Below are 23038 nucleotides of genomic sequence, written 5' to 3'. Positions count from 1 at the left end.
ACGGTCCGGGCGGTGCTACCGTTGGTCGACACATACCCCCCTGGGTATGAAGACGCAGTCGACGCCGTTCGGCAGGAACGGCTCGAGAGGAGCCCCGATGACGATCACCGTCGAACCCCTGGACACGCCGGGACTCGGTGACCGCACCTACCTGGCACACGACGGCGAGGTCGCCCTCGTGGTAGACCCGCAGCGCGACTCCGACCGGGTGCTGGCCCTGGCGCGGGCCGCCGGGGTGCGGATCACCCACGTGTTCGAGTCCCACGTCCACAACGACTACGTGACGGGTGGGTACGAGCTGGCCCGCGCGACCGGCGCCCAGTACCTCCTCAACGCCGACGACCCGGTCTCCTTCGACCGGGTCGGGCTGCGCGACGGCGACGTCGTCGAGGTCGGGGCGCGGATGCGGGTGCGGGTGCTGCTCACCCCCGGCCACACCCACACCCACCTGTCCTACGCGCTCTCCGACGGGGAGGAGCCGGTGGCCGTCTTCACCGGCGGGTCGCTGCTCCACGGCTCCACCGGCCGTCCCGACCTGCTGGGGCCGGACTCCACCGAGGCGCTGGCCCACGCGCAGTGGCACTCCGCCCGCCGGTTGGCCACCGAGCTGCCCGACGCCACCGCGGTCTACCCGACGCACGGCTTCGGCAGCTTCTGCTCCGCCACCCGGTCCGGCGGGACCGCGAGCACCATCGGCCAGGAGAAGCTGGCCAACGCGGCGCTCACCCAGGACGAGGAACGCTACGTCGCCGACCTGCTGGCAGGCCTGGACGCCTACCCGGCGTACTACGCCCACATGGCGCCGCTCAACACCGCCGGCCCGGCCGACGTGGACCTCTCCCCGCCGGCGGTGGCCGACCCCGCCGAACTGCGCCGCCGCATCGAGGCCGGCGAGTGGGTCGTCGACCTGCGCACCCGCACCGCCTTCGCGGCCGGGCACCTGGCCGGCTCGGTGAACTTCGGTCTGGACGGGCAGTTCGTCACCTACCTGGCCTGGCTGCTGCCGTGGGGCACGCCGGTCACGCTCCTCGGCGAGACCGCAGAGGACGTCGCCGAGGCCCAGCGCGAGCTGGTCCGCGTCGGCATCGACCGGCCGGCCGCGATGGCCACCGGACGGCCCGAGGACTGGTCCGGCGGGGAGCCGCTGGCGAGCTACCGGACGGCGACCTTCGCCGACCTCGCCGCGCAGCTGCGCCGCGACCCGCGCACCGCCGTCCTCGACGTCCGCCGCGACACCGAACGCGCCGAGGCGCACCTCGAGGGCTCGACCCACATCCCGATCCACGAGGTGCTGCACCGCCTCGACGAGGTCCCGGACGGCGAGGTCTGGGTGCACTGCGCCGGGGGCTACCGCGCCGGCGTCGTCGCCGCCCTGCTCGACGCACACGGCGTCGACGTCGTCGCCATCGACGACTCCTTCGACAACGCCGGCCCCGCCGGCCTCCCCCTGACCGGAAAGACCCCCGAGGAGCACGCATGACCCGCACCGTCGACGCCCCGACCCTCGCCGAGCGCCTCGGCGACGGCACCGGCCCGGCCCCGACGCTGATCGACGTCCGGACCCCCGTCGAGTTCGAGGCCGGCCACATCCCCGGGGCGGTCAACGTCCCCCTCGACGAGCTGCGCGGCTCCCTGGACCAGGTCTGCCGCGCGCTCGGCGACCACCACGACGTCGTCCTCGTGTGCCGGTCCGGCGCCCGCGCCGGTCAGGCGCAGGACGCGCTCGCCGCGGCCGGGCACGACCGGGCCGCCGTGCTGCACGGCGGTCTCACCGGCTGGGAGGCGACCGGTGGCGACGTGCACCGCGGCCGGCCGAGCTGGGAGCCGGAGCGCCAGGTGCGCCTGGCTGCGGGTGCCCTCGTCCTCGCCGGCCTCCTCGCCGGCACGGTGGCGCCGAGGGCCTCGTGGCTGTCCGGCCTCGTGGGTGGCGGCCTGATCGTCGCCGCGCTGACCGACACCTGCGTGCTGGGGGCGCTGCTGGCCCGCATGCCGTGGAACCGGCGCGGCGCCCGGTCCCCCGGCTCGGCGCCGGACCGGCTGATCAGGGAGCGGTGATCGTCGTGCTGCTCGCCGTCACGGTGACGCTGGCCGTCGTCGTCGGGCTGGCCCTCGGGCTGCTCGGCGGCGGCGGGTCGATCCTGATGGTCCCGCTGCTGGTCTACGTGGCCGGCATGGACGCCAAGGAGGCGATCGCCGCCTCCCTCGTGGTCGTCGGTGTCACCGCGGCGGTCAGCGTCGTCGGCCACGCCCGGGCCGGCCGGGTGCGCTGGCGCACCGGCCTGCTCTTCGGGCTGGCCGGCATGGCCGGCGCGTTCGCCGGCGGGTTCATCGGCGGGCACCTGCCCGGCACCGTGCTCCTCGTCGCCTTCGCGCTCATGATGATCGCCACCGCGTTCGCCATGATCCGCGGGCGCAGGGCGGTCGCCCCCTCGAGGGCGCGCGCCGAGCTGCCGGTGCTGCCGGTCCTGGCGGAGGGAGTCGTGGTCGGCCTGGTCACCGGGCTGGTCGGTGCGGGCGGCGGCTTCCTCGTCGTCCCCGCGCTGGCCCTCCTGGGCGGGCTGCCGATGGGCGTGGCCGTCGGCACGTCGCTGCTGGTCATCGCGATGAAGTCCTTCGCCGGCCTGGCCGGCTACCTGACCACCGTGCCGATCGACTGGGCGCTCACCGGCGCGGTCACGGCGGCCGCCGTCGCCGGCAGCCTGGTCGGGGCCCGGCTGGTCGGCCGCATCCCCGCCGACGCCCTGCGCGAGGCCTTCGGCTGGTTCGTCCTGGCGATGGGCGCCTTCGTGCTCGTGCAGCAGGCCCCGGCCGATCTGCGCGTCCCGGGAGTGCTCGTGCTGGCCGGCCTCGCGGCCGCGCTGGGCGCGTGCTCGGTTCTCGTCCCGCGCTGCCCGCTGCGGCACGCCGGCAGCCGCGGACCGCGCACCGCGGCACCGGCCTGAGCGGGGCGGGAATGACGCGTCGTCCCGCGGTGCTGCACGGGTTCTGTACCGGCCCGGGTGTGTGCCCGCCGAGGGAGGATGAGTCCATGCAGCTGGAGAACGCCCAGGTCGTCGGCGACGTCATCAAGCGACTGCGGCGCGCGGAGGGCCAGCTCGCCGGCGTGATCCGCATGATGGAGTCCGGGCGGGACTGCGAGGACGTCGTCACCCAGCTCGCGGCCGTCTCCCGGGCGCTGGACAAGGCCGGCTTCGCGATCATCGCCACCGGGCTCGAGCAGTGCATCACCTCGGAGAACGGCGTCGACCGCGCCCGCCTGGAGAAGCTGTTCCTCTCCCTGGCCTGACAGTGCGGCCCCCACCGCGGACCCGCGAGGGCGAGGTCCTCCGTCAGGTCGTGACCTCGACCCCCACGCCCTCGCCGTCGAACGACCGGTGGCCGGCGACGGGCAGCGCCTCGAGCAGCGGCTCCCGGTAGCACCAGGCGACGTCGGGGTACCGCCGTCCGTCGACGGCGACGTGCTCGTAGGTGGCCGCCCCCTTGTAGGGGCACACCGTGGTGGTGCCGCTGGGGGTGAGGACGCCGTCGTGCACGTCGTCCTCGGGCACGTACCAGCGCGTCAGCAGGCCGGTCTCGAACACCGCGACCGGCGCCCGCGCGTCGGCCACCACCTCGCCGCCGACCCGCACCACCACGTGCCGCGAGGAGCGGCGGGCGTCGACCCGGTGGAACGGGTCCCGGGGGTGTCCCAGCAGCTCCTCGTCCTCGACGTACCAGGTGTCCAGCCCCCCGAGGTGGAAGGAGACCAGCCCCGCCACCGGCGGGCAGCCGTCCACCGGGTCGGGGTAGGACCACGCGGCGTCCTCCACCCGGGAGCCGTCGACCTCGAGGTGCCAGTGGCTCGCCGCGCCCTTGAACGGGCAGGTGGTGCGGGTCGCTCTCGGGCTCAGCAGGCCGGGCGCGACCGACCACAGGTCGGCGTTGAGCCGGCCGGTGGAGGGCCGGGCGCGCGGTCCGGTGCCGAGGGTGAGCGACATGCACCGACGGTAGGCGGGTCCCGGTACCCCGGCCCGGACGCCGGCGTTCCGCCCTACCCCGGCGACCCGACCGTGCGGGCGCACGGACCGCGCGCGTCCGCCGGTCACCGGACCGGCCGAGGGGCCAGGATGGGCGTCCACGAGGTGCGGCCGACCCGGGCGGGAGGCGCACCCCGGCGCGAGCTGAGGGAGGCAGGGCATGGCGGAGCCGGCACCGGGCGCGGCCGGCGACGGCCCCGCACCCCGGCGCGGCCCCGTCCGGGCGTACGTGCACGGGGCCCGGCCCGCGACCCCACCGCCGACGGCCGGTCGGCTGACGCTGCTGCAGCGCGAGGCGACGATCGCCGGGCGTGCGCTGGTCATCGGCGTGGCGGCCGTGGGGGCGATCTGGCTCCTGCTCCAGGTCCAGTTCGTCGCGGCCGCGGCGATGCTCGGGGTGGCCCAGGTCGCGATGCTGTGGCCGATCGCCCGCTGGCTGCGGCAGCACGGCGTCCCGGCCGTGCTGGCCGCGATCCTCTGCGTCGTCGCCTACCTGGCCTTCTTCGTCAGCGTCCTGGTCTTCCTCGTGTTCCAGCTGATCGGGGCGTGGTCCGGCCTGGTCGCTGCGGGCACCGAGGCGGTGGACTCGGTCACCGCCTGGGTGCAGGAGCGGACCGAGGACCTGGACAACGCCGGGCTGGACCAGGTCCTCGACCAGCTCGAGTCGTCGGTGGGCACCGCGATGAGCGGCCTCGGCGGCGCCGCGGCCTCGGGGCTCAACGCGGTCGGCAACGTCGCCACCGTCCTGCTGATCGCGGTGTTCTTCACCCTCTTCGCGCTCACCAGCGGCGACCGGCTCTGGCGGCAGTTCGTCCGGGCCCTCCCCGTGGAGTACCGCGCCCCGACCGACGCCGCCTTCCGCTCCGGCCTGCGCACGGCCGGCGCCTGGTTCTACGCGGCCACCGCCACCGGCTTCATCGACGGCGTCCTCATCGGCGCCGGCCTGTGGCTGCTCGACGTCCCGCTGGCCCTGCCGATCGGCGCGCTGACCTTCCTGCTCGGCTACGTGCCGCTGGTGGGGGCGACGATCGCGGGCGCGGTGGCGGTGGCGGTCGCCGGGGTCACCAGCGGCTGGGTGACGGCGCTGTGGGCCCTGCTCCTCGTCATCCTGGTGCAGCAGATCGAGGGCAACCTGCTGGCGCCGCTGCTGCTGTCCCGCGCGATCAGCTTCCACCCCCTCGTCGTCCTGCTGCTGACGACCGGGGCCGCCTCGGCGTTCGGGCTGCTGGGGTTGTTCGTCGCGGTGCCGGTCGCCGGCGTGCTCGCGGCCGCGGTGCAGGGCTGGCGCCGGGAGGTGCGCCGGACGGCGCCGGACGACCCGGACGACGCGGCCGGCTCCCCTGGCGAGGCCGGGGGCCCGCCGGCCGCCGCCCCCCCTCGCTGATACCGGTGCGCCACGCGCGGGCCGCAGGACGGGTGCACCGAGCTCCTCCGGCGACGGCCGGTGCCGCCGTCAGATGCGAGGAACCCTGTGCGTCCCCCGCGCGGACACCGGCCCTCGGCCCGGACGGGCCCTGCGGACGACGGTCGAGTGGCTCTGCCGTCCGGAGGCCCGCTGCCCGGGCAGCGGCGGTGAGTCGACGGGAGGACGTGCGGGTAGGACCGGAGCGACCGGGGTGTCGGCTGCCGATCCCGACCGCAGGACGAGGCGAACCGTGGGGGTAGACCCCCGGTGCGCGAGGAGGACCGATGAGCGAGGTGGCGTACGTCTGCGAGGTCCGCGTCGAGCGGCTCGGTGGCCCGCTGCGCGCGGCACACCTGCCCGGGGAGGACGAACCGGTCGTGTACGGCATGCACGGCGCGGTCGCGGAGCACTACGGCAGGAAGCCGGGTGAGTTCCCGGACCACGCCAGCACGATCGACCACGTCATCGGCGCCGCGGCCGGTTAGCTGACCGGGACGTTCGCCGGGGCCCTGGCGGCCCGGCGGATCGACCCCACCGGTCTGGTGGGGCACGCGCGGGGCGAGGTCGAGCTGGAGGGCAAGGTCCTCGTCATCAAGCGGATCAGGGTCACCTACACGGGCCTGGCGTTCGCCGAGGAGGACGCCGAGAAGGTGCAGCGGGTGCTGGCCGTCCATGCGGACGGCTGCCCGGTGGCGCGCAGCCTCCGGGGAGCCATCGAGATCACCACCGAGCTGGGCTGAACGCCTCGGGCGGCACGCGCGGGCGGGCGCGGGACCAGCGGTTGCGCACCCGCCGCAGGCCGTCGTCAGGAGCCGGGCCAGCCCGTGGCCCAGCTCGGCCAGGCCCTGCCGCCCGGGGTCCTCGAGCGGCGGTGCAGGTGCCGCCGAGGACGGTGGGCGGTGGCCACCGGCGCACCCGGGCGTCCGCGTCGACGTCGGACGCCGGGGGGAACCGCGCGCCGCCGGGGAGTCATCCGGCCACCGGACGGGCATGGCACCGGTGACGAGTGGACGGGGAGGGGGCGCCGTGCGACGAACAGCGACACGACCGCGCCCGGCCGGCCCGCCGGCGGCCTCGGTGCGACCGGGGTCCGGCGGGATCGGCCGGCGGAGCTCGGCGGCCGCGGAACGGGTCAGCGACGACCTGCGCCGCGGCACCGGGGACTTCCTGGAGCAGCGGCGCCGGGTCGCGGGGCTGACGTCCCTGGCCTCGGCCGCCCTCGGGGTCGTCGGGCTCTACCAGTTCGGGATCATCCGCCGGGTCCCCGAGCCACCGCTGCCCTTCCTCGGTGCCGACGCGGTGGACGCGGCCGGCGAGGCCTACCAGGAGCTGCGGACCCCCGACGCCGCCCTCGGGCTGCTCAGCGCCGGCGTCACGCTCGTGCTGGCCGGGATGGGCGACCGGGACCGCGCGCGCACCCGACCGTGGCTGCCGCTCGCGCTGGCGGCCAAGACGGCCGCCGACGCCGGGGGCGGTCTCTACCTGTTCGCCGAGCAGGTCACCAGGCACCGCAGGGTCTGCTCCTGGTGCACCGTCGCGGCCCTGGCGCAGGTGGCCACCCTGCCGCTCGCGGTCCCCGAGGCCCGGTCCGCCCTCCGCCGCCTGCGGAGCCGGGCGTGACCTGGCCCGGCGGGCACCTGCACGAGGACCGGCTGGACGGCGAGCCGGTCCGCTGGCTCCAGCACGGCGACGGGCCCCCGGTGGTGCTCGTGCACGGCATCCCGACCTCGCCGCGGCTGTGGCGGCACGTGCTGCCGCTGGTGCACGGCCGCAGCCTGGCGCTGGAGATGCGCGGCTACGGCAGCTCCATCCCGGACGGCGAGGGTCGCGATCTCGGCCTGGCCGCCCAGGCCGACCGGCTGCTGCGCTGGCTCGACCACCTCGGCGTCGAGACGCCGGTGCTCGTGTGTCACGACCTCGGCGGCGGGGTCGCGCAGATCGCCGCCGTCCGCGCGCCGGACCGGTTCCCCGGGCTCGTGCTGACCAACGCCGTCTGCTACGACTCCTGGCCCATCCCCAGCGTCAAGGCCGTGCAGCGCGCCGCACCGGTGCTGCGCCACCTGCCGGAGACCGCCCTCTACCCGTCCTTCGTCCAGCTGATCCACCGCGGGCACGACGACCGGGCGCGGGCCCTGGAGTCCATCGGCGTGCACTGGCAGCGCTACGTCACCCACGGCGCCGCCCGCGGCCTGGTGCGCCAGGTCCGTGCCCTGCCGGTCGAGGACACCCTCGCCGTCGCCGACCGGCTGCCCACCCTCGGCCTGCCCGCCCGGGTCGTCCGGGGCGAGGCCGATCGCTCCCAGGAGGTCGACCACGGCCGCCTGGCCGCCGACCTCGGCACCCCCCTGCAGCCCATCCCCGGCGGCCGGCACTTCACCCCCGAGGACCACCCCGAGGTCGTCGCCGCCGCCGTCGACGAGCTGCTCGACGCACCGTCCTCGAGGAGCACCCGATGACCGCCTCGCCGTCCGTGATCGTCTTCGACGTCAACGAGACCCTCTCCGACATGAGCCCGATGGCGCACCGGTTCGCCGACGTCGGCGCACCCGGCCACCTGGCGAAGCTGTGGTTCGCCACCCTGCTGCGCGACGGGTTCGCCCTCACCGCCGCCGGCGACTCCCGGCCCTTCGCCGAACTCGGTGCCGACGCGCTGCGGACGGTGCTGCACGGCGTCGACCTCGACCGGGGCACCGACGCGGCCGTCGAACACGTCATGGGCGGCTTCGGCGAGCTCACCGTGCACCCGGACGTGCCCGACGGGATCCGGGCCCTCCGCGCGTCGGGGCGGCGCCTGGTCACCCTCACCAACGGCTCGACCCAGGTGTCGGAGCGGCTGCTCACCGGCGCCGGCATCCGGGAGGAGTTCGAGGCCCTGCTGTCGGTCGAGGACGCCGGGGCCTGGAAGCCGGCCCGCGCCGCCTACCAGTACGCCGCCCGCACCTGCGGCACCGACCCCGCGGACATGCTGCTGGTCGCCGTGCACCCCTGGGACATCGACGGGGCCGCCCGCGCCGGGCTGACCACCGCGTGGATCGACCGCGCCGGGAGCCCCTACCCGCAGTCCTTCAGGCCGCCGACGCTGCGCGCCGGCGGCCTGACCGACCTCGCGGGTCGGCTCGGCTGACGACTACTTCAGCAGGCTCCGTGCGATCACCATGCGCTGGATCTGGTTGGTGCCCTCGTAGATCTGGGTGATCTTGGCGTCGCGCATCATCCGCTCGACCGGGAAGTCCTGCGTGTAGCCCGCCCCGCCGAAGAGCTGGACGGCGTCCGTGGTCACCTTCATCGCGACGTCGGAGGCGAAGGCCTTGGCCGCCGCGCAGAGCCGGCCGAGGTCCGGGCCGCCGTTCTCGCCGCGGGCGGCGGCGACGTACACCAGGTGCCGGGCGGCCTCGATCTGCATGGCCATGTCGGCGAGCATGAACTGCACGCCCTGGAAGTCGCTGACCGCCTTGCCGAACTGCCGGCGCTCCCGGGTGTACTCCACGGCGGCGTCGAGTGCGCCCTGCGCGATGCCGACGGCCTGGGCGCCGATGGTCGGCCGGGTGAAGTCCAGCGTGCGCAGCGCGGTCTTGAAGCCGGTGCCGGGCTCGCCGATGACGCGGTCGGCCGGGATGGTGCAGTCGGTGAAGTACAGCTCGCAGGTGGGCGAGCCCTTGATGCCCATCTTGCGTTCCTTGGGGCCGACGGCGAAGCCCGGGTCGTCCTCGTGCACGACGAACGCGGAGATGCCGTTCGCCCCCTTCTCCGGATCGGTGACGGCCATGACCGTGTACCACTCGGAGACGCCGGAGTTGGTGATCCAGGCCTTGGTGCCGTTGAGCACCCAGGAGTCGCCCTCGAGCCGGGCGCGGGTCCTCATCGCTGCGGCGTCCGAGCCGGCCTCCCGCTCGGAGAGCCCGTAGCTGATCATCGCCTCCCCCGAGGCGATCGACGGAAGCACCTTCTGCTTGAGCTCCTCCGAGGCCGACAGGATGATCGGCATCGACCCGAGCTTGTTCACCGCCGGGATCAGCGAGGCCGAGACGTCGACGCGGGCGACCTCCTCGATGACGATGCAGGTCGCGATCGGGTCGGCGCCCTCCCCACCGTAGGCCTCGGGGATGTGCGTGGCGTGGAACCCGGCCGCCGTCAGGGCCTTCTGGGCCTCGATCGGGTAGCGGGACTCGGCGTCCACCTCGGCGGCGTGCGGGGCGATCTCCTTCTCGGCGATCTCGCGGACCGCCGCCCGGATCTCGTCGTGCTCCTCGGTCAGCGCGTACAGCCCAGTGCTACTCACGGGTAGATGCTAGGACGACCGGAGGTCAGGGTGAAGCGAGCCGCTCCCGCAGCGCCGCGTCGCGGGCGACGACGGAGTCGGCGAGGTCGGCCTGGAAGCGCTCGACCGCGGACCGCAGCTCCGGGTCGGCCGCGGCGAGGATCCGGACGGCGAGCAGCCCGGCGTTGCGGCCACCGCCGATCGACACGGTGGCCACCGGCACGCCGGCCGGCATCTGCACGATGGACAGCAGGCTGTCCAGGCCGTCGAGGCGGTCCAGCGGCCGCGGGACGCCGATCACCGGCAGCGGCGTGGCCGCGGCGACCATGCCGGGCAGGTGCGCGGCTCCCCCGGCCCCGGCGATGACGACCCGCAGCCCCCGCCCGGCGGCGGCCTCGGCGTAGTCGAGCATCCGGCGCGGCGTGCGGTGCGCGGAGACCACGTGCACCTCGTGGGGCACGCCGAACTCGGCCAGCGCGGCCGCGGCCGGCTCCATCACGGGCCAGTCGGAGTCGCTGCCCATGACGATGCCGACCAGCGGGCCGTCTCCGCGCGGATCAGCCACGGGGATCCTCCTCGGGAGCGAAGGCGAAGGCCGGGTCGACCTCGCCGTCGGCGAGGTAGCGCGCGGCCGCGGCGGCCCGGGCCCGCACCGTCGCGAGGTCGTCGCCGAGCGCGGTCACGTGGCCGAGCTTGCGGCCGGGGCGCTGGCCCTTGCCGTACCAGTGCAGCTTGACGTCCGGCCAGTGGGCCATGAGGTGGTGCACCCGCTCGTCCAGGCCGGGCCCGGTCCAGCCGGGGCCCGCGGCCCGCCCGCCGAGCACGTTGGCCATCACCACCACCGGGGCGGTCATCGCGGTGGCGCCCATGGGGTAGTCGAGCACCGCGCGCAGGTGCTGCTCGAACTGGCTGGTCCGCGAGCCCTCGATCGTCCAGTGCGCGGAGTTGTGCGGGCGCATGGCCAGCTCGTTGACGAGCACGCCGTCGGGGGTCTCGAACAGCTCGACGGCGAGCAGGCCCACCACGCCGGTGCGCTCGGCGATGCGGATCGCCAGCTCCTGCGCGGCGGTCGCCCGCTCGTCGTCCAGACCGGGCGCGGGTGCCAGCACCTCGTGGCAGACGCCGTCGCGCTGGACGGTCTCCACGACCGGCCAGGCGGCGACCTGCCCGTAGGGCGAGCGGGCGACGACGGCCGCGAGCTCGCGGACCAGCCGCACCCGCTCCTCGACCAGCAGGGTGCCGTGCGCGGCGAGCAGGTCGGCGACCTCCGCGGCGTCGGAGACCACGAAGACCCCCTTGCCGTCGTACCCCCCGCGGGGCGTCTTGACGACGACGGGCCACCCGGTGCCGGCGGCGAACCGCTCGACGTCCTCCGCCGAGCGGACCTCGGCCCACGCCGGCTGCGGCTCGCCGGCCTCGGCGAGGGCCCGGCGCAGCACGAGCTTGTCCTGGGCGTGCACCAGCGCCGCCGGGCCGGGGGCGACCCGGTGCCCGGCCTGCTCCAGCGCGTGCAGGTGCTCGGTGGGCACGTGCTCGTGGTCGAAGGTGACCACGGTCGCCCCCGCGGCCAGCGAGGTCAGCGCGGCGAGGTCGCGGTGGTCACCGAGGCGGACGTCGGCGGCGACGAGGGCGGCGGACTCCGCCGGCCCGGTGGAGAGGACGCGGAGGGACTGACCGAGGGCGATGGCCGCCTGGTGGGTCATGCGGGCCAGCTGCCCGCCACCCACCATCGCGACCACCGGCAGCCCGGTCGCGGGGTCGAGAGCTGCTGCCATGGTGACCGCGAGGCTATCCCCGCCCCGCGCACCGCTCCCCCGTGGTCCCGGCCACCGCCGGCACCCCGTGCGTCCCGACCGCACCGGCGCGACGCCGGAGGCGCGTCCGGCTCCCTAGACTCGCCGGGGTGTCCCCGGCCCCCGCCCTCCGTCAGCGCCTGCGCTCGACGTGGCGGCTCCTGCTCAAGGAGGTCTCGGCGTTCGGGGTGGTGGGCGCGGCGGCCTTCGCCTGCGACCTGGTGCTCTTCCAGGTCCTCTACGCGACCGCCGGCGTGGGCGCGGTCACGGCCAAGCTGACCGCCACCCTCGTCAGCACCACCGTGGCCTTCCTCGGGCACCGCTTCTGGTCGTTCTCCCACCGGTCCCGGACCGGCCTGCGCCGGGAGTCCCTGCTCTTCGCGCTGGTCAACGGGGTGACGCTGCTGCTGGGCCTGGCGATCGTGGCCCTCGTGCGGTACCCGCTGGGCCAGGAGGACGCGCTGGTGCTCCAGGTGGCCAACGTCGCCTCCATCGCGCTGGGCACGGTCATCCGCTTCCTGGCCTACCGCCGCTGGGTGTTCCCGGCGCGGGTGGCGCCCGTGGCCGCGCCGGCCCGGGAGGCGGCTCCCGCCCCCGCCGGCTGACCCGCCGGCTGACCCGCCGGGGCCCGGCGTCAGCCCGCCGGCCGGCTGACCCGCCGTCAGCCGGCCAGCCGGGACCCGTGCCGGCCGGCCACGACCTCCAGCCGGGTGGGGATGCGGGTGCGCAGCTCCTCCAGGTGGCTGATCACCCCGACGGTGCGCCCGCCGCGGCGCAGCTCGTCGAGCACCGTCATCACCGCGTCGAGCGCCTGGGCGTCGAGCGTGCCGAACCCCTCGTCGACGAAGAGGGTGTCCATCTGCACGCCGCCCGCCTCCGCGGTGACCACGTCGGCCAGGCCGAGCGCCAGGGCGAGCGAGGCCATGAAGCTCTCCCCTCCGGAGAGGGTCTTGGTCGGCCGGCGGGTGCCGGTGTACTCGTCGAGGACGTCGAGGCCCAGGCCGCTGCGGGCGCCGTGGCGGGCCGCGGCGTCGCTGTGCAGGAAGGTGTAGCGGCCCGCGGACATCTCCTGCAGCCGCCGGCTGGCGACCTCGGCCACCTGCTCCAGCCGGGCGGCGAGCACGAAGGACTGCAGCCGCATCCGCAGCGTGTTGGCGCCCCGACCGGCCACGAGGTCGGCCAGGGCGGTGACCCGGCCGGCCGCGGCCAGCCGGTCGGCGAGCTCGATCTCGGCGGCGACGACGTCCCCGGCGAGCCGGTCCAGGGCCTCGGTGCGCCGGCGGGCCTGCTCCAGGGCGGCCACGGCCGCCTCGCGCTCGGCGGTGACCTCCGCGCACCGCCGCTCGCACGCGGCGACGTCCGGCGGGCCGGGGAGGTCGGCGAGCTCGGGGTCGGCCAGGACGGCGGCCGCGGCGGCCCGCGCGGCCTCGTGCTCACGGATGCGCCGGTCGAGCGCGGCCAGCGCGCCGTCGGGCAGCAGGGCGGCCGAGGCGTCCAGGACGTCGGGGAAGCCCGCCGCGGCCGCCCGCTCCTCCGCGGTGAGCCGGGCGGTGTCGGCCGCGGCGCGGGCGCGCTGCTCGTCGGCCGCGGCCGCGACGGCCGCCTCGCAGCGCTCCGCGGCGCGGGTCTGCCGGGCCACGCGGGTGCGCAGGTCGGGGTCCTCGCCGCGGGCGGCCTCGAGCCGGCCGCTCAGCTCGCGCAGCTCGCCGGACCGGGCGGTGTGCTCGGCACCGGCGCGCTGCAGCTCCTCCCGGCTCGCGGCCAGCGCGGCCGCGGCGGCCGCACGCCGCTGCTCCAGGTCGGCGAGCTCCCGGCGGGCGGGCTCGGCGGCCGCGGCGAGCACCGCGACCTCGGCCCGCTCGGCGGTGGCGCGCTCGGCCCGAGCCCGCAGCTCGGCCACGGACCCGTCGCCGGCACGGGCCCGGAGGACGGCGAGGTCGCGCTCCAGCTCCTCGACCCGGTGGCGGGCGGCCGCGGCGGCCCCCTCCGCGGCGTCCACCGACGCGCGGGCCCGCTCCTCGTCCTCGGCCGACACGGGGCGGCCGGCCGGGCGGGCCGGCGAGGGGTGCTCGGTCGCCCCGCAGACCGGGCAGGCGCCGCCGTCGGCGAGCCCGGCGGCGAGCTCGGCGGCCATGCCGTCGAGCCGGGCCGTGCGCACCTCCACCAGCCGCTCGCGGCGGGTGAGCCATGCCTCGCGGGCGCCGGCCGCCGCGGCCTGCGCCGCGGGCAGCGCCGCGGCAACCTCCCCGGCCCGGGCGGCGGCGGCCAGCGCGGCACGGGCGGCCTCCTCGGCGGCCACCAGCCCGGGCAGCCGGGCGACCCCCGCGGCAGCGGCCTCGACCCGCTCCTGGGCGGCCGCCACCCGCGCGGGCCACGCCTCGGCCTCGGCGCCCCCGGTGGCGCACCGCCCGGTCAGGTCCGCCACCACCGCGGCGAGCCGCTCCACCTCCCCGGCGAGCCGGTCGGCGCGGTCGACGTCGGGGAGGAGGGCACGGGCGGCGGCGGCCTCGTCGCGGAGGGCGCGGGCCAGGTCGGCGTCGGCGACCCGCCCCCCGGCGAGCTGCGCCCAGGCCCCGGTGGCCGCCTCCCGGGACCGCGCCGCGGCCTCGGCGGCGAGGGCGGCGCGGCCGGCGGCCACGAGCACGTCCCGCAGGGCCTCGGCCCGCCGGCCGGCATCGGCCCGGCGGCGCTGCGGGGCCAGCTGATCCTCCTCGGCGGTGAGCGCCGCGAGCCGCGCCCGGGCGCGGTCCCGCCGGGTGTGCCGGTCGGCCAGCGACCGCGCGGCGGCGAGGTCGGCGTCGACCTCGGCGGCCCGCGCGCTCGCCGCCCGGGCCGCCTCCCCCGCCCGGGTCAGCTCGGCCGCAGCGCGGGCGCGCACGCCCGCGACCCAGCCGTCGACACCGGCTCCGGACCGCGCGCCGACGAGCTCCGGCGCGAGGGCCTCGGGGACCTCCTCGTCGGCGATCTGCGCGACCCGGTGCAGCAGCGTGCTGATCCGGTGCCGGTCGGCGCGGACCGACTCCTCGGCCGCCCGCCGCTCGGTGGCCAGCCACTCCTCGGCGCGCGCGAAGCGGTCGACGTCGAAGAGGGTGCGCAGCAGGCGGGAGCGGTCCTCGGGCTCGGCCCGCAGGAACCGCGCGAAGTCTCCCTGCGGGAGCAGGACGACCTGGCAGAACTGCTCGGCCGACAGGCCCAGGCGCTGCCGCAGGTACTCCGAGCCCTCGTCGATGCGGGTGCTGACCGGCTCCCAACCGCCGTCGCGCAGACGCGCGACGGTGAGCCGCGCCTGCTCGGTGGTCTCGCCCGTGCCGCGCTTCTTGGGCCGGCTCTGCTCCGGCCGGCGCACCACGAGCAGCCGTTCACCGGCGAGGGTGAGCTCGCAGCTGACCTCGGTGCGCGTGCCGGCGCCGGCGTGGTCGCTGCGCAGCCGCTTCTCCTCGCCCCGGGCACCGGGCACCGTGCCGTACAGGGCGAAGACGACCGCGTCGAGCACCGTCGTCTTCCCCGCGCCCGTGGGCCCCCAGAGCAGGAACAGCCCGTCGCGGGCGACCGCGTCGACGTCGACGGTCTCGGTGCCCGCGAAGGGGCCGAAGGCGCTGATGCCCAGCCGGTGCAGCCTCACCGGGCGCGCTCCTCGCGGCCGGCCGCCCCGAGGGCCCGGGCGAGCAGCTCCCGCTCCCCGGCCGTGGCGCCCACCCCCTCGCGCACGTGGCCGACGAACTCGCCGGCCACCTCGAGGTCGCCCCGGCCGTGCAGGCGCTCCCGGTAGCTGCGGCCGTCGCGGGCCCCGCCGCCGGACCACTCGAGGTGCACGCAGTGCGGGAACCGGGTGCGCAGCCGGCGCATCGGGTCGACCGGCCGCACGGGGTCGGTCAGCCGCGCGGAGACGAAGTGCCCGGTCACCGCGTCGTGCGCGGGGTCGGCGAGCAGCTCCTCGAGCACGCCGGTGAGCACCGTGAGCGGGCGCGGCGCCGGGAGCGGCACCGGCCGGACGCCGGCCAGCCCGCCGGCGTCGAGGTCGACCAGCCACGCCTGCTTGTCCTGCCCCGCCTCACCGAAGGAGTAGGCCAGCGGCGAGCCGCTGTAGCGCAGCCGCGGGGTGAGGGTCTGCGGCCGGTGCAGGTGGCCCAGGGCGACGTAGTCCACCCCGTCGAGGACGCCGGCCGGCACGAGGTCGACCCCGCCGACGCAGATGTCGCGCTCGCTGTCGCTGGGGACGCCGCCGCCGACGAAGGCGTGCGCCAGCAGGACCGAGCGCGCGCCCGGCCGCCCGGCGAGGTCGGCCCGGACCCGCCGCACCGCCTCGGCCAGCACCGCCTCGTGGCTGCGCAGAGCGCTCTCCCGCCCACCCCCGCCGAGCTCGTGCCGGGCGATCTCCGGCTCCAGGTACGGCACCCCGTAGACGGCCACCGGGCCGTGCTCGTCGGCCAGGAGCACCGGCTCGTCCAGCCGCCGGGTCTCGGCCCGGACGTGCAGCCCGGCCGCGGCCAGCAGCCCGGAGAAGGTGCCGAGCCGGCGGGCCGAGTCGTGGTTGCCCGGCGTGAGGACGACGGCCGCGCCGGCGCCCAGCAGCCGCCCGACGACCCGGTCCAGGACGCCGGTGGCGTCGGCGGAGGGCACCGCGCGGTCGTAGACGTCACCGGCGACGAGGACCGCGTCGACCGACTCGGCGGCGACGACGTCGGCGAGCGAGCCGAGGACCGCCTCCTGCTCGGCCAGCAGGTCGGCCCCGTGCAGCGTGCGGCCGATGTGCCAGTCGGAGGTGTGCAGCAGCCGCATGGGCGCAGAAGGTAGGTCGGGGGTGCGACAGAACCGCCCAGGCACGCCGTGACGGATCGGTCACGGCGTGCGTCACAGCGAGGCGGTCGGGTGCCCGGCGCCGGGCCACGCGCGCCTCTCGGCGTCCTCCTCGATCATGTGCGCCAGCAGCTGCGCGACGCCGTCGCTGTCCGGGATGCGGTGCAGCACGGTGGGCCCGGCGTCGCCGGCCGACTCGATCGTGAGCGTGCCGGAGCCCAGCACCCGCTCCCGCAGGGTCTGGCGGTAGGAGACGTCGGTGATCCGGGACAGCCCGATGTCCCGGCCGTGCCGGGACAGCACCCCCTCCCGGAACAGCAGCCGGTGCGTGGTGATGACGTAGTGCGTGCACCGCCGGCGCAGCAGCGGGCCGGCCACGAACACGACGACGAGGGCGGCGGCGACCCCGAGGAGGGCCAGCCGGACCGTGCCCCGGGCGTCGCCGGCCGGGACGAGCGCGGCCGCGTAGGAGGCCCCGCCCACGACGAGGAAGAGGAGGGCCAGCGGGCGGGCCACGGTGGACCAGTGCGGGTGCAGGTGCCGGACGACCTCCTCGTCGTCGGCCAGCAGCTTGTCGGGGTAGGGCACGTCGGACAGGATCGCCCGGCGCCGGCCCCGCGGTCAGGAGCCGGGCGCGCGTGTCCGGACGTGGCGGACGTCGCCGCTGGCCAGGGCCACGGTGCCCTCCGGCCCCCGGACCACCAGCCGGCCGTCCCAGTCGACCGACTCCGCCGTCCCCGCGAGCGCCGAGCCGTCGGGCAGGGTGACCTCGACCTCGGAACCCACGGTCGAGCACCAGGCCAGGTAGTCGCGGCCCAGCCCCGTGCCCACCGGGTCGCCGAGCGCGGCGACCCAGTCGAGGTAGCGGCGCTCCAGCCCGCGGAGGAAGGCCAGCAGCAGCGCCCCCCGGTCGACGGGCCCCGCGCCGGCCAACGCCAGCGACGTCCCGCCCTCGGGCAGCTCGCCGGCGTGCGTGGAGACGTTGAGGCCCACCCCGACGACGACCGCGCCGGAGGCGACCTCGGCGAGGATCCCGGCCAGCTTCGCCCCGTCGGCGGCGAGCAGGTCGTTGGGCCACTTGAGCGAGACCCGGACCGGCGTCGTCCCGGCCACCGCCTCGGCGAGGGCCACCCCGGTGAGCAGCGGCAGCCAGCCGCGCCGGGCCGCCGGCACGTCCGGGCGCAGGAGCAGCGAGACGGTGAGCCCGGCCCGCGGCGGGGAGGTCCACACCCGGTCGAGCCGCCCCCGGCCCGCGGCCTGGTGCTCGGCGACCAGCACCGCCCCCTCGCCGGTGTCCTCGGCCGCGGCGTGGAGCAGCGCGGCGTTGGTGGACCCGATCTCCTCGACGACCTCCAGCGAGCGCCACAGCCGGCTGCCGCCGGTCAGCTCCGCCGCGAGGGCCGGCCCCTCGAGCGGCGGACGGGCGGGCCCTGCCGAGGGGGACGGCGTCGCTTCCGGCACTCCCCTACGCTACGGAACCCGTGAGCCGGCTGGCGAGCTCACCCCCCGGACGTCAGCGCCGCGATCGCGGCCCCACGAGCGCCAGCGAGGAGGACCACCCGTGAGCGCGGCCGAACTGGAGAGCGCGGGCGACCACGTCCCCGACGACATCGACATCCACACCACCGCGGGCAAGCTCGCCGACTTCGAGCGGCGGGTCGAGGAGGCGACGCACGCCGGCTCCGAGCGGGCCGTCGCCAAGCAGCACGCCGCCGGGAAGATGACCGCCCGCGAGCGGATCGAGGCGCTGCTGGACCCGGGCTCGTTCACCGAGCTCGACGAGTTCGCCCGGCACCGGTCCACCAACTTCGGCATGGCCGACCGCCGGCCCTTCGGCGACGGCGTGGTCACCGGCTACGGCACCGTCGACGGCCGGCCGGTCTGCGTCTTCTCCCAGGACGTCACCGTGTTCGGCGGCAGCCTCGGCGAGGTCTACGGCGAGAAGATCGTCAAGGTCCTCGACCTCGCCATGCGCAACGGCTGCCCGGTCATCGGCATCAACGAGGGCGGCGGCGCGCGGATCCAGGAGGGCGTGGTCTCCCTGGGCCTCTACGGGGAGATCTTCCAGCGCAACGTGCTGGCCTCCGGCGTGATCCCGCAGATCTCGCTGGTCATGGGCGCGGCCGCGGGCGGGCACGTCTACTCCCCCGCGCTCACCGACTTCGTCGTGATGGTCGACAAGACCAGCCAGATGTTCATCACCGGCCCCGACGTGGTGAAGACCGTCACCGGGGAGGACGTCACCCTCGAGGAGCTCGGCGGGGCGCGCACCCACAACACCAAGTCCGGCGTCGCCCACTACCTGGCCGAGGACGAGACCGACGCCCTCGACTACGTCAAGGCGCTGCTGTCCTACCTGCCCAGCAACAACCTCGACCCGCTCCCGGCCGTGGAGCAGGCGCCGGCCGCCACGGCCCTGCCCGAGGCGCTCACCGACACCGACCGGGAGCTCGACACCTTCATCCCGGACTCGGCGAACACCCCCTACGACATGCACACCGTCATCGAGCACGTCCTCGACGACGGCGAGTTCCTCGAGGTGCAGGCGCTGTTCGCGCCCAACATCGTGGTCGGCTTCGGCCGGGTCGAGGGCCGGCCGGTCGGCGTGGTCGCCAACCAGCCCACCCAGTTCGCCGGCACGCTCGACATCGACGCCAGCGAGAAGGCCGCCCGCTTCGTCCGCACCTGCGACGCGTTCAACGTCCCGGTGCTCACCTTCGTCGACGTGCCCGGCTTCCTGCCCGGGACCTCCCAGGAGTGGGACGGCATCATCCGCCGCGGCGCCAAGCTGATCTACGCCTACGGCGAGGCGACGGTCCCGAAGATCACCGTCATCACCCGCAAGGCCTACGGCGGCGCCTACGACGTCATGGGCTCCAAGCACCTCGGCGCCGACCTCAACCTCGCCTGGCCGACCGCGCAGATCGCCGTCATGGGCGCGCAGGGCGCGGTCAACATCCTCTACCGGCGGGAGCTCGCCGACGCCGAGGACGCCGAGACCCGCCGCGCCGAGCTCATCACCGAGTACGAGGACGCGCTGCTGTCCCCCTACATCGCCGCCGACCGCGGGTACGTCGACCAGGTGATCCGGCCCTCGGAGACCCGCGTCGAGATCACCAAGGCGCTGCGCCTGCTGGCCAACAAGCGCCAGACCCTGCCGCCGAAGAAGCACGGGAACATCCCGCTGTGATGAGCGAAGCACCGCTCCTGCGGGTGGTCCGCGGCGAGCCCTCGGCGGAGGAGCTCGCCGCCCTCACCGTCGTCGTCGCCGCGCTCGCCCGGCCGCGGCCGCGCCGCCGCCCGGCACCGGTGGGGGCCTGGGGCTGGGCAGGGCACGCCCACCGCCGGGCCCTGCACGCCGGCCCCGGCGGCTGGCGGGCCTCCGGGTGGGGCGCATGAGCGCCGCACGCCGGCTGGTCCTGGCCTCGGCGTCCCCGGCCCGTCTGGCCCTCATGCGGCAGGCCGGGCTGGCGCCCGAGGTTGTGGTCAGCGACGTCGACGAGTCCGCCGTCCGCGCGCCCCGGGTCGGCGAGCTGGTCGCCCTGCTCGCGGCCGCCAAGGCGGGGGCCGTGGCCGCGCGGGAGACCGATGCGCTGGTCGTCGGCGCCGACTCGCTGCTCGAGTTCCGCGGCCGCCCGATGGGCAAGCCGGCGGACGTGCAGGAGGCCCGCGACCGGTGGCAGCGGATGGGCGGCCGCAGCGGGGTGCTGCACACCGGGCAGGCGCTGTTCGACGTCCAGGACGGCAGGGTGGTCAGCCGCGACGTCGCCGTCGTGTCCACGACCGTGCACTTCGCCCAGCCGACGCCGCGGGAGATCGAGGCCTACCTCGCCACCGGGGAGCCGCTGGCCGTCGCCGGCGCCTTCACCCTCGACGGCCTCGGCGCACCCTTCGTGCGGCGGGTGGACGGCGACCCGGCCGCCGTCGTGGGGCTGTCCCTGGCGACCCTGCGCACCCAGCTGGCCAAGCGGGGGCTCTCCCTCACCGACCTCTGGCGCCGTTAGCCGGCCACCCCGGGGCTCACCGTCCCCCTACCGGCGGTTCCGGCAGCGGGCATGTCCGGGAAGGGGACGACGACGCCGGACGATGTCTCCCCCGCCGTCAGCCGGCTGCCGGGGCCGGACGGCGGTCGGTACCGGCCCCCGGCGCGAGCGCCAGGCAGTCGCAGTCGTCGGTGGACGCCCGCAGCCAGTCGGCGGCCTCCGCCGCGGTCATGGGCCGGCGGGACACCCAGTCGGGGCGCTCGGCCACCCGGACGTAGTACTCGCCGTACCCCCGGGCCGCCAGGGTCTCGAGCACGTCGAACGCCCCCGGCCGGTTGACCTCGAAGAAGACGCTCGGGCGGGCCGTGGTCAGCCCCCGGACGACGCCGTGCTCGTGGCCCTCGACGTCGATCTTGACCAGGACCGGGGTGCCGTGCTCGGCCACGAGGGCGTCCAGCGTCTGCAGCGGGACGACGATGGTGTCGTTCCACTCCAGCTCGGCACCGGGGCCGCTCGCCCCCTCCGCCCGCGCCTCCTCCAGCGTGGCCAGCGCGTCGGCCGTCGTGCAGTACAGCGTGGCCTCGCCCGGGTGGTCGGACACCGCCGTCGCGACCACGGTGACGTCCGGGTCGGAGCCGAAGCGCTGGCGCAGGTGGTCCCCCAGTCGCGGCTGGGGCTCCACGGCGACCACCCGGGCACCGAGGTCGCGGAAGGCGCCGGTGAACTCGCCGATGTTGGCCCCGACGTCGAAGACCAGGTCCCCGGGCCGGACCAGCTCGGCGAACAGGCGGCGCTGGTTGCGGCGCGTGCCGACCACCTTCCGGCCGACGTTGCGGAGGTGGAAGTACACGCCGGGGAGACGGGTGAGCAGGAACCGGTGGGCGGCCAGCATGGCGGAAGGCTAGCGGCCGGCCGGAGCCGCGGCCCCCTGCCGACGCACCTCCGCCGCCGGACGCCGCGAGGGCCGCCGACGGCACGCACTACCCTCCGAACGGTTCCCCACAGAGGAGGCGTGGTGCAGAAGGTCCTCATCGCCAACCGCGGAGAGATCGCCGTGCGGGTCGCCCGCGCGTGCCGGGACGCCGGGCTGACCAGCGTCGCCGTCTACGCCGAGCCGGACCGGGACGCGCTGCACGTCCGGGCCGCCGACGAGGCCTTCGCGCTCGGCGGGACGACGCCCGCCGACTCGTACCTGGTGATCGACAAGATCCTCGACGCCGCGAAGCGGTCGGGTGCCGACGCCGTCCACCCCGGCTACGGCTTCCTGTCCGAGAACGCCGGGTTCGCGCAGGCGGTCATCGACGCCGGGCTGACCTGGGTCGGCCCCTCCCCGCAGTCGATCATCGACCTCGGCGACAAGGTGGCCGCCCGGCACATCGCCACCCGCGCCGGCGCCCCGCTGGTGCCCGGCACCAAGGACCCCGTCTCCGGCGCCGACGAGGTCGTCGCGTTCGCCCGCGAGCACGGCCTGCCGGTGGCGATCAAGGCCGCGTTCGGCGGTGGCGGGCGGGGGCTGAAGGTGGCCCGCACGCTCGAGGAGATCCCCGAGCTGTTCGACTCCGCCGTCCGGGAGGCCGTCGCCGCCTTCGGCCGCGGCGAGTGCTTCGTCGAGCGGTTCCTCGACAAGCCGCGGCACGTCGAGGCGCAGGTGCTGGCCGACACGCACGGCACCGTGGTCGTCGTCGGCACCCGCGACTGCTCGCTGCAGCGGCGCAACCAGAAGCTGGTCGAGGAGGCCCCGGCGCCGTTCCTGACCGACGAGCAGCGCTCGCGCATCCACTCCTCGGCCAAGGCGATCTGCCGGGAGGCCGGCTACCACGGCGCCGGCACGGTCGAGTACCTGGTCGGCACCGACGGGTCGATCTCCTTCCTCGAGGTCAACACCCGGCTGCAGGTCGAGCACCCCGTTTCCGAGGAGACCAGCGGCATCGACCTGGTGCGCCAGCAGTTCCGCATCGCCGACGGCCTGCCGCTGGAGATCACCGAGGACCCCGCCCCCCGCGGGCACAGCATCGAGTTCCGGATCAACGCCGAGGACGCCGGCCGCAACTTCATGCCCGCCCCCGGGCCGGTCACCCGGCTGGAGATCCCCCAGGGGCCGGGCGTGCGCTGGGACTCCGGCGTCGAGGCTGGCGGCGAGGTCGCCGGGGCCTTCGACTCGATGCTCGCGAAGCTGATCGTCACCGGCGCCACCCGCGAGGAGGCGCTGCAGCGGGCCCGCCGCGCCCTGGACGAGCTGGTGGTGGAGGGCATGCCCACGGTCGTCCCGTTCCACCGCGCCGTCGTCCGGGACGACGCCTTCACCGGCGAGCCGTTCACGGTGCACACCCGCTGGATCGAGACCGAGTGGGACAACCGGGTCGAGCCCTGGGTCGCCGTCCCCACGGAGGGCGCCGAGGAGGAGCCGCGGCAGACCGTCGTCGTCGAGGTCGGCGGGCGCCGGCTGGAGGTCTCGCTCCCCGCGGGGCTGGCCGCCGGCGGGGGCGCCCCGGCCGGCGGGGGCGGCGCCAAGGCGCGCAAGCGGGGCGGCGGCCACGGCGGCTCGGCGGCCTCCGGCGACTCGTTGACCTCCCCGATGCAGGGCACGATCGTCAAGGTCGCCGTCGAGAACGGCGCCAGCGTCGAGGCCGGTGACCTCGTGGTGGTGCTCGAGGCGATGAAGATGGAGCAGCCGATCACCGCGCACAAGGCCGGGACGGTGAGCGGGCTGGCCGCCGAGGTCGGCGCGACCGTCGGCAGCGGCGCGGTCATCTGCACGATCGGCGACGAGGGCTGACCGGCCGCGG

24 protein-coding genes are annotated in these 23038 nt (G+C 76.3%); 15 read left to right on the top strand and 9 right to left on the bottom strand.

From position 1 onward, the window contains the following. The first annotated feature begins 97 nt into the window (after positions 1-97). The 4 genes from ACI8AC_RS01660 to ACI8AC_RS01645 all read left to right on the top strand — a co-directional run bounded on the left by ACI8AC_RS01660 (position 98) and on the right by ACI8AC_RS01645 (position 3286). A complete protein-coding gene (locus ACI8AC_RS01660) occupies positions 98-1480 on the top strand; it encodes an MBL fold metallo-hydrolase (RefSeq protein WP_456894550.1) in 1383 nt (460 codons plus the stop codon). Next, positions 1477-2055, top strand: a complete 579-nt coding sequence (locus ACI8AC_RS01655; RefSeq protein WP_456894548.1) for a rhodanese-like domain-containing protein — start codon at positions 1477-1479, stop codon at positions 2053-2055. The genes ACI8AC_RS01660 and ACI8AC_RS01655 overlap by 4 nt, the downstream gene beginning before the upstream one ends. After that, on the top strand, positions 2052-2942 hold the full coding sequence (locus ACI8AC_RS01650) for a sulfite exporter TauE/SafE family protein (protein WP_456894546.1): 891 nt from the start codon (positions 2052-2054) through the stop codon (positions 2940-2942). Before ACI8AC_RS01655 ends, ACI8AC_RS01650 begins: the two co-directional genes overlap by 4 nt. An 86-nt stretch (positions 2943-3028) precedes the next feature. Next, complete coding sequence (locus ACI8AC_RS01645) at positions 3029-3286, top strand: metal-sensitive transcriptional regulator (protein WP_456894544.1); 258 nt, start codon at positions 3029-3031, stop codon at positions 3284-3286. A gap of 43 nt (positions 3287-3329) precedes the next feature. On the opposite strand, the gene ACI8AC_RS01640 is transcribed toward ACI8AC_RS01645, so the two are convergent. Then, positions 3330-3977 carry a DUF427 domain-containing protein gene (locus tag ACI8AC_RS01640; RefSeq protein ID WP_456894542.1) on the bottom strand — a complete coding sequence of 216 codons (648 nt, stop codon included), beginning with the start codon at positions 3975-3977 and terminating at the stop codon, positions 3330-3332. Positions 3978-4176: 199 nt separating this feature from the next. Here ACI8AC_RS01640 and ACI8AC_RS01635 point away from each other — a divergent pair, with 199 nt between their 5' ends. From ACI8AC_RS01635 to ACI8AC_RS01610, 6 genes are all read left to right on the top strand, one after another. After that, on the top strand, positions 4177-5400 hold the full coding sequence (locus tag ACI8AC_RS01635; protein ID WP_456894540.1) for an AI-2E family transporter: 1224 nt from the start codon (positions 4177-4179) through the stop codon (positions 5398-5400). A 305-nt stretch (positions 5401-5705) separates the two neighbouring features. Beyond that, positions 5706-5906, top strand: a complete 201-nt coding sequence (locus ACI8AC_RS01630) for a hypothetical protein (RefSeq protein ID WP_456894538.1) — start codon at positions 5706-5708, stop codon at positions 5904-5906. Continuing rightward, on the top strand, positions 5907-6161 hold the full coding sequence (locus ACI8AC_RS01625; RefSeq protein WP_456894665.1) for an OsmC family protein: 255 nt from the start codon (positions 5907-5909) through the stop codon (positions 6159-6161). 337 nt (positions 6162-6498) lie between these two features. Continuing rightward, positions 6499-7041: a vitamin K epoxide reductase family protein gene (locus ACI8AC_RS01620; RefSeq protein WP_456894536.1), complete on the top strand. Its 543-nt coding sequence runs from the start codon at positions 6499-6501 to the stop codon at positions 7039-7041. Then, the gene (locus tag ACI8AC_RS01615) at positions 7038-7877 is read left to right on the top strand and encodes an alpha/beta fold hydrolase (RefSeq protein WP_456894534.1); all 840 of its coding nucleotides are present in this window, start codon (positions 7038-7040) and stop codon (positions 7875-7877) included. The genes ACI8AC_RS01620 and ACI8AC_RS01615 overlap by 4 nt, the downstream gene beginning before the upstream one ends. Next, positions 7874-8545 (top strand): haloacid dehalogenase type II, encoded by a 672-nt coding sequence (locus tag ACI8AC_RS01610; RefSeq protein ID WP_456894532.1) that lies wholly within the window; start codon positions 7874-7876, stop codon positions 8543-8545. The genes ACI8AC_RS01615 and ACI8AC_RS01610 overlap by 4 nt, the downstream gene beginning before the upstream one ends. Before the next feature lie 3 nt (positions 8546-8548). Here ACI8AC_RS01610 and ACI8AC_RS01605 read toward each other — a convergent pair whose 3' ends face one another. The 3 genes from ACI8AC_RS01605 to ACI8AC_RS01595 are packed head-to-tail and all read right to left on the bottom strand — an operon-like array spanning position 8549 to position 11454. Beyond that, positions 8549-9700 (bottom strand): acyl-CoA dehydrogenase family protein, encoded by a 1152-nt coding sequence (locus ACI8AC_RS01605; RefSeq protein ID WP_456894530.1) that lies wholly within the window; start codon positions 9698-9700, stop codon positions 8549-8551. A gap of 25 nt (positions 9701-9725) precedes the next feature. After that, positions 9726-10244 carry a 5-(carboxyamino)imidazole ribonucleotide mutase gene (gene purE, locus ACI8AC_RS01600; protein WP_456894528.1) on the bottom strand — a complete coding sequence of 173 codons (519 nt, stop codon included), beginning with the start codon at positions 10242-10244 and terminating at the stop codon, positions 9726-9728. After that, entirely contained in the window at positions 10237-11454 is a 1218-nt protein-coding gene (locus ACI8AC_RS01595; protein WP_456894526.1) for a 5-(carboxyamino)imidazole ribonucleotide synthase, read from the bottom strand. Before ACI8AC_RS01595 ends, purE begins: the two co-directional genes overlap by 8 nt. Positions 11455-11582: 128 nt before the next feature. Between ACI8AC_RS01595 and ACI8AC_RS01590 the strand changes: the two genes are divergently transcribed. Further along, the gene (locus tag ACI8AC_RS01590; RefSeq protein WP_456894524.1) at positions 11583-12077 is read left to right on the top strand and encodes a GtrA family protein; all 495 of its coding nucleotides are present in this window, start codon (positions 11583-11585) and stop codon (positions 12075-12077) included. Positions 12078-12133: 56 nt separating this feature from the next. On the opposite strand, the gene ACI8AC_RS01585 is transcribed toward ACI8AC_RS01590, so the two are convergent. The 4 genes from ACI8AC_RS01585 to ACI8AC_RS01570 form a co-directional block, all read right to left on the bottom strand. Then, a complete protein-coding gene (locus ACI8AC_RS01585) occupies positions 12134-15094 on the bottom strand; it encodes an AAA family ATPase (RefSeq protein WP_456894523.1) in 2961 nt (986 codons plus the stop codon). Next, the gene (locus ACI8AC_RS01580; protein ID WP_456894521.1) at positions 15091-16251 is read right to left on the bottom strand and encodes an exonuclease SbcCD subunit D; all 1161 of its coding nucleotides are present in this window, start codon (positions 16249-16251) and stop codon (positions 15091-15093) included. The genes ACI8AC_RS01585 and ACI8AC_RS01580 overlap by 4 nt, the downstream gene beginning before the upstream one ends. A gap of 72 nt (positions 16252-16323) precedes the next feature. Continuing rightward, positions 16324-16857 (bottom strand): PH domain-containing protein, encoded by a 534-nt coding sequence (locus tag ACI8AC_RS01575; RefSeq protein WP_456894519.1) that lies wholly within the window; start codon positions 16855-16857, stop codon positions 16324-16326. A 33-nt stretch (positions 16858-16890) separates the two neighbouring features. Next, entirely contained in the window at positions 16891-17730 is an 840-nt protein-coding gene (locus ACI8AC_RS01570) for a biotin--[acetyl-CoA-carboxylase] ligase (protein WP_456894517.1), read from the bottom strand. Between the two features lie 100 nt (positions 17731-17830). Between ACI8AC_RS01570 and ACI8AC_RS01565 the strand changes: the two genes are divergently transcribed. The 3 genes from ACI8AC_RS01565 to ACI8AC_RS01555 are packed head-to-tail and all read left to right on the top strand — an operon-like array spanning position 17831 to position 20273. Next, positions 17831-19459 (top strand): acyl-CoA carboxylase subunit beta, encoded by a 1629-nt coding sequence (locus ACI8AC_RS01565; protein ID WP_456894515.1) that lies wholly within the window; start codon positions 17831-17833, stop codon positions 19457-19459. Next, positions 19459-19668 carry an acyl-CoA carboxylase subunit epsilon gene (locus ACI8AC_RS01560; RefSeq protein WP_456894514.1) on the top strand — a complete coding sequence of 70 codons (210 nt, stop codon included), beginning with the start codon at positions 19459-19461 and terminating at the stop codon, positions 19666-19668. Before ACI8AC_RS01565 ends, ACI8AC_RS01560 begins: the two co-directional genes overlap by 1 nt. Further along, positions 19665-20273: a Maf family protein gene (locus tag ACI8AC_RS01555; RefSeq protein WP_456894512.1), complete on the top strand. Its 609-nt coding sequence runs from the start codon at positions 19665-19667 to the stop codon at positions 20271-20273. Before ACI8AC_RS01560 ends, ACI8AC_RS01555 begins: the two co-directional genes overlap by 4 nt. A 97-nt stretch (positions 20274-20370) precedes the next feature. Here ACI8AC_RS01555 and ACI8AC_RS01550 read toward each other — a convergent pair whose 3' ends face one another. After that, entirely contained in the window at positions 20371-21144 is a 774-nt protein-coding gene (locus ACI8AC_RS01550; RefSeq protein ID WP_456894511.1) for an FkbM family methyltransferase, read from the bottom strand. Between the two features lie 120 nt (positions 21145-21264). Between ACI8AC_RS01550 and ACI8AC_RS01545 the strand changes: the two genes are divergently transcribed. Next, positions 21265-23028: an acetyl/propionyl/methylcrotonyl-CoA carboxylase subunit alpha gene (locus tag ACI8AC_RS01545; protein ID WP_456894509.1), complete on the top strand. Its 1764-nt coding sequence runs from the start codon at positions 21265-21267 to the stop codon at positions 23026-23028. Positions 23029-23038: the final 10 nt, after the last annotated feature.

Source organism: Geodermatophilus sp. SYSU D00758 (assembly GCF_054049955.1).
This window is presented reverse-complemented; position numbering and strand designations above follow the sequence as displayed.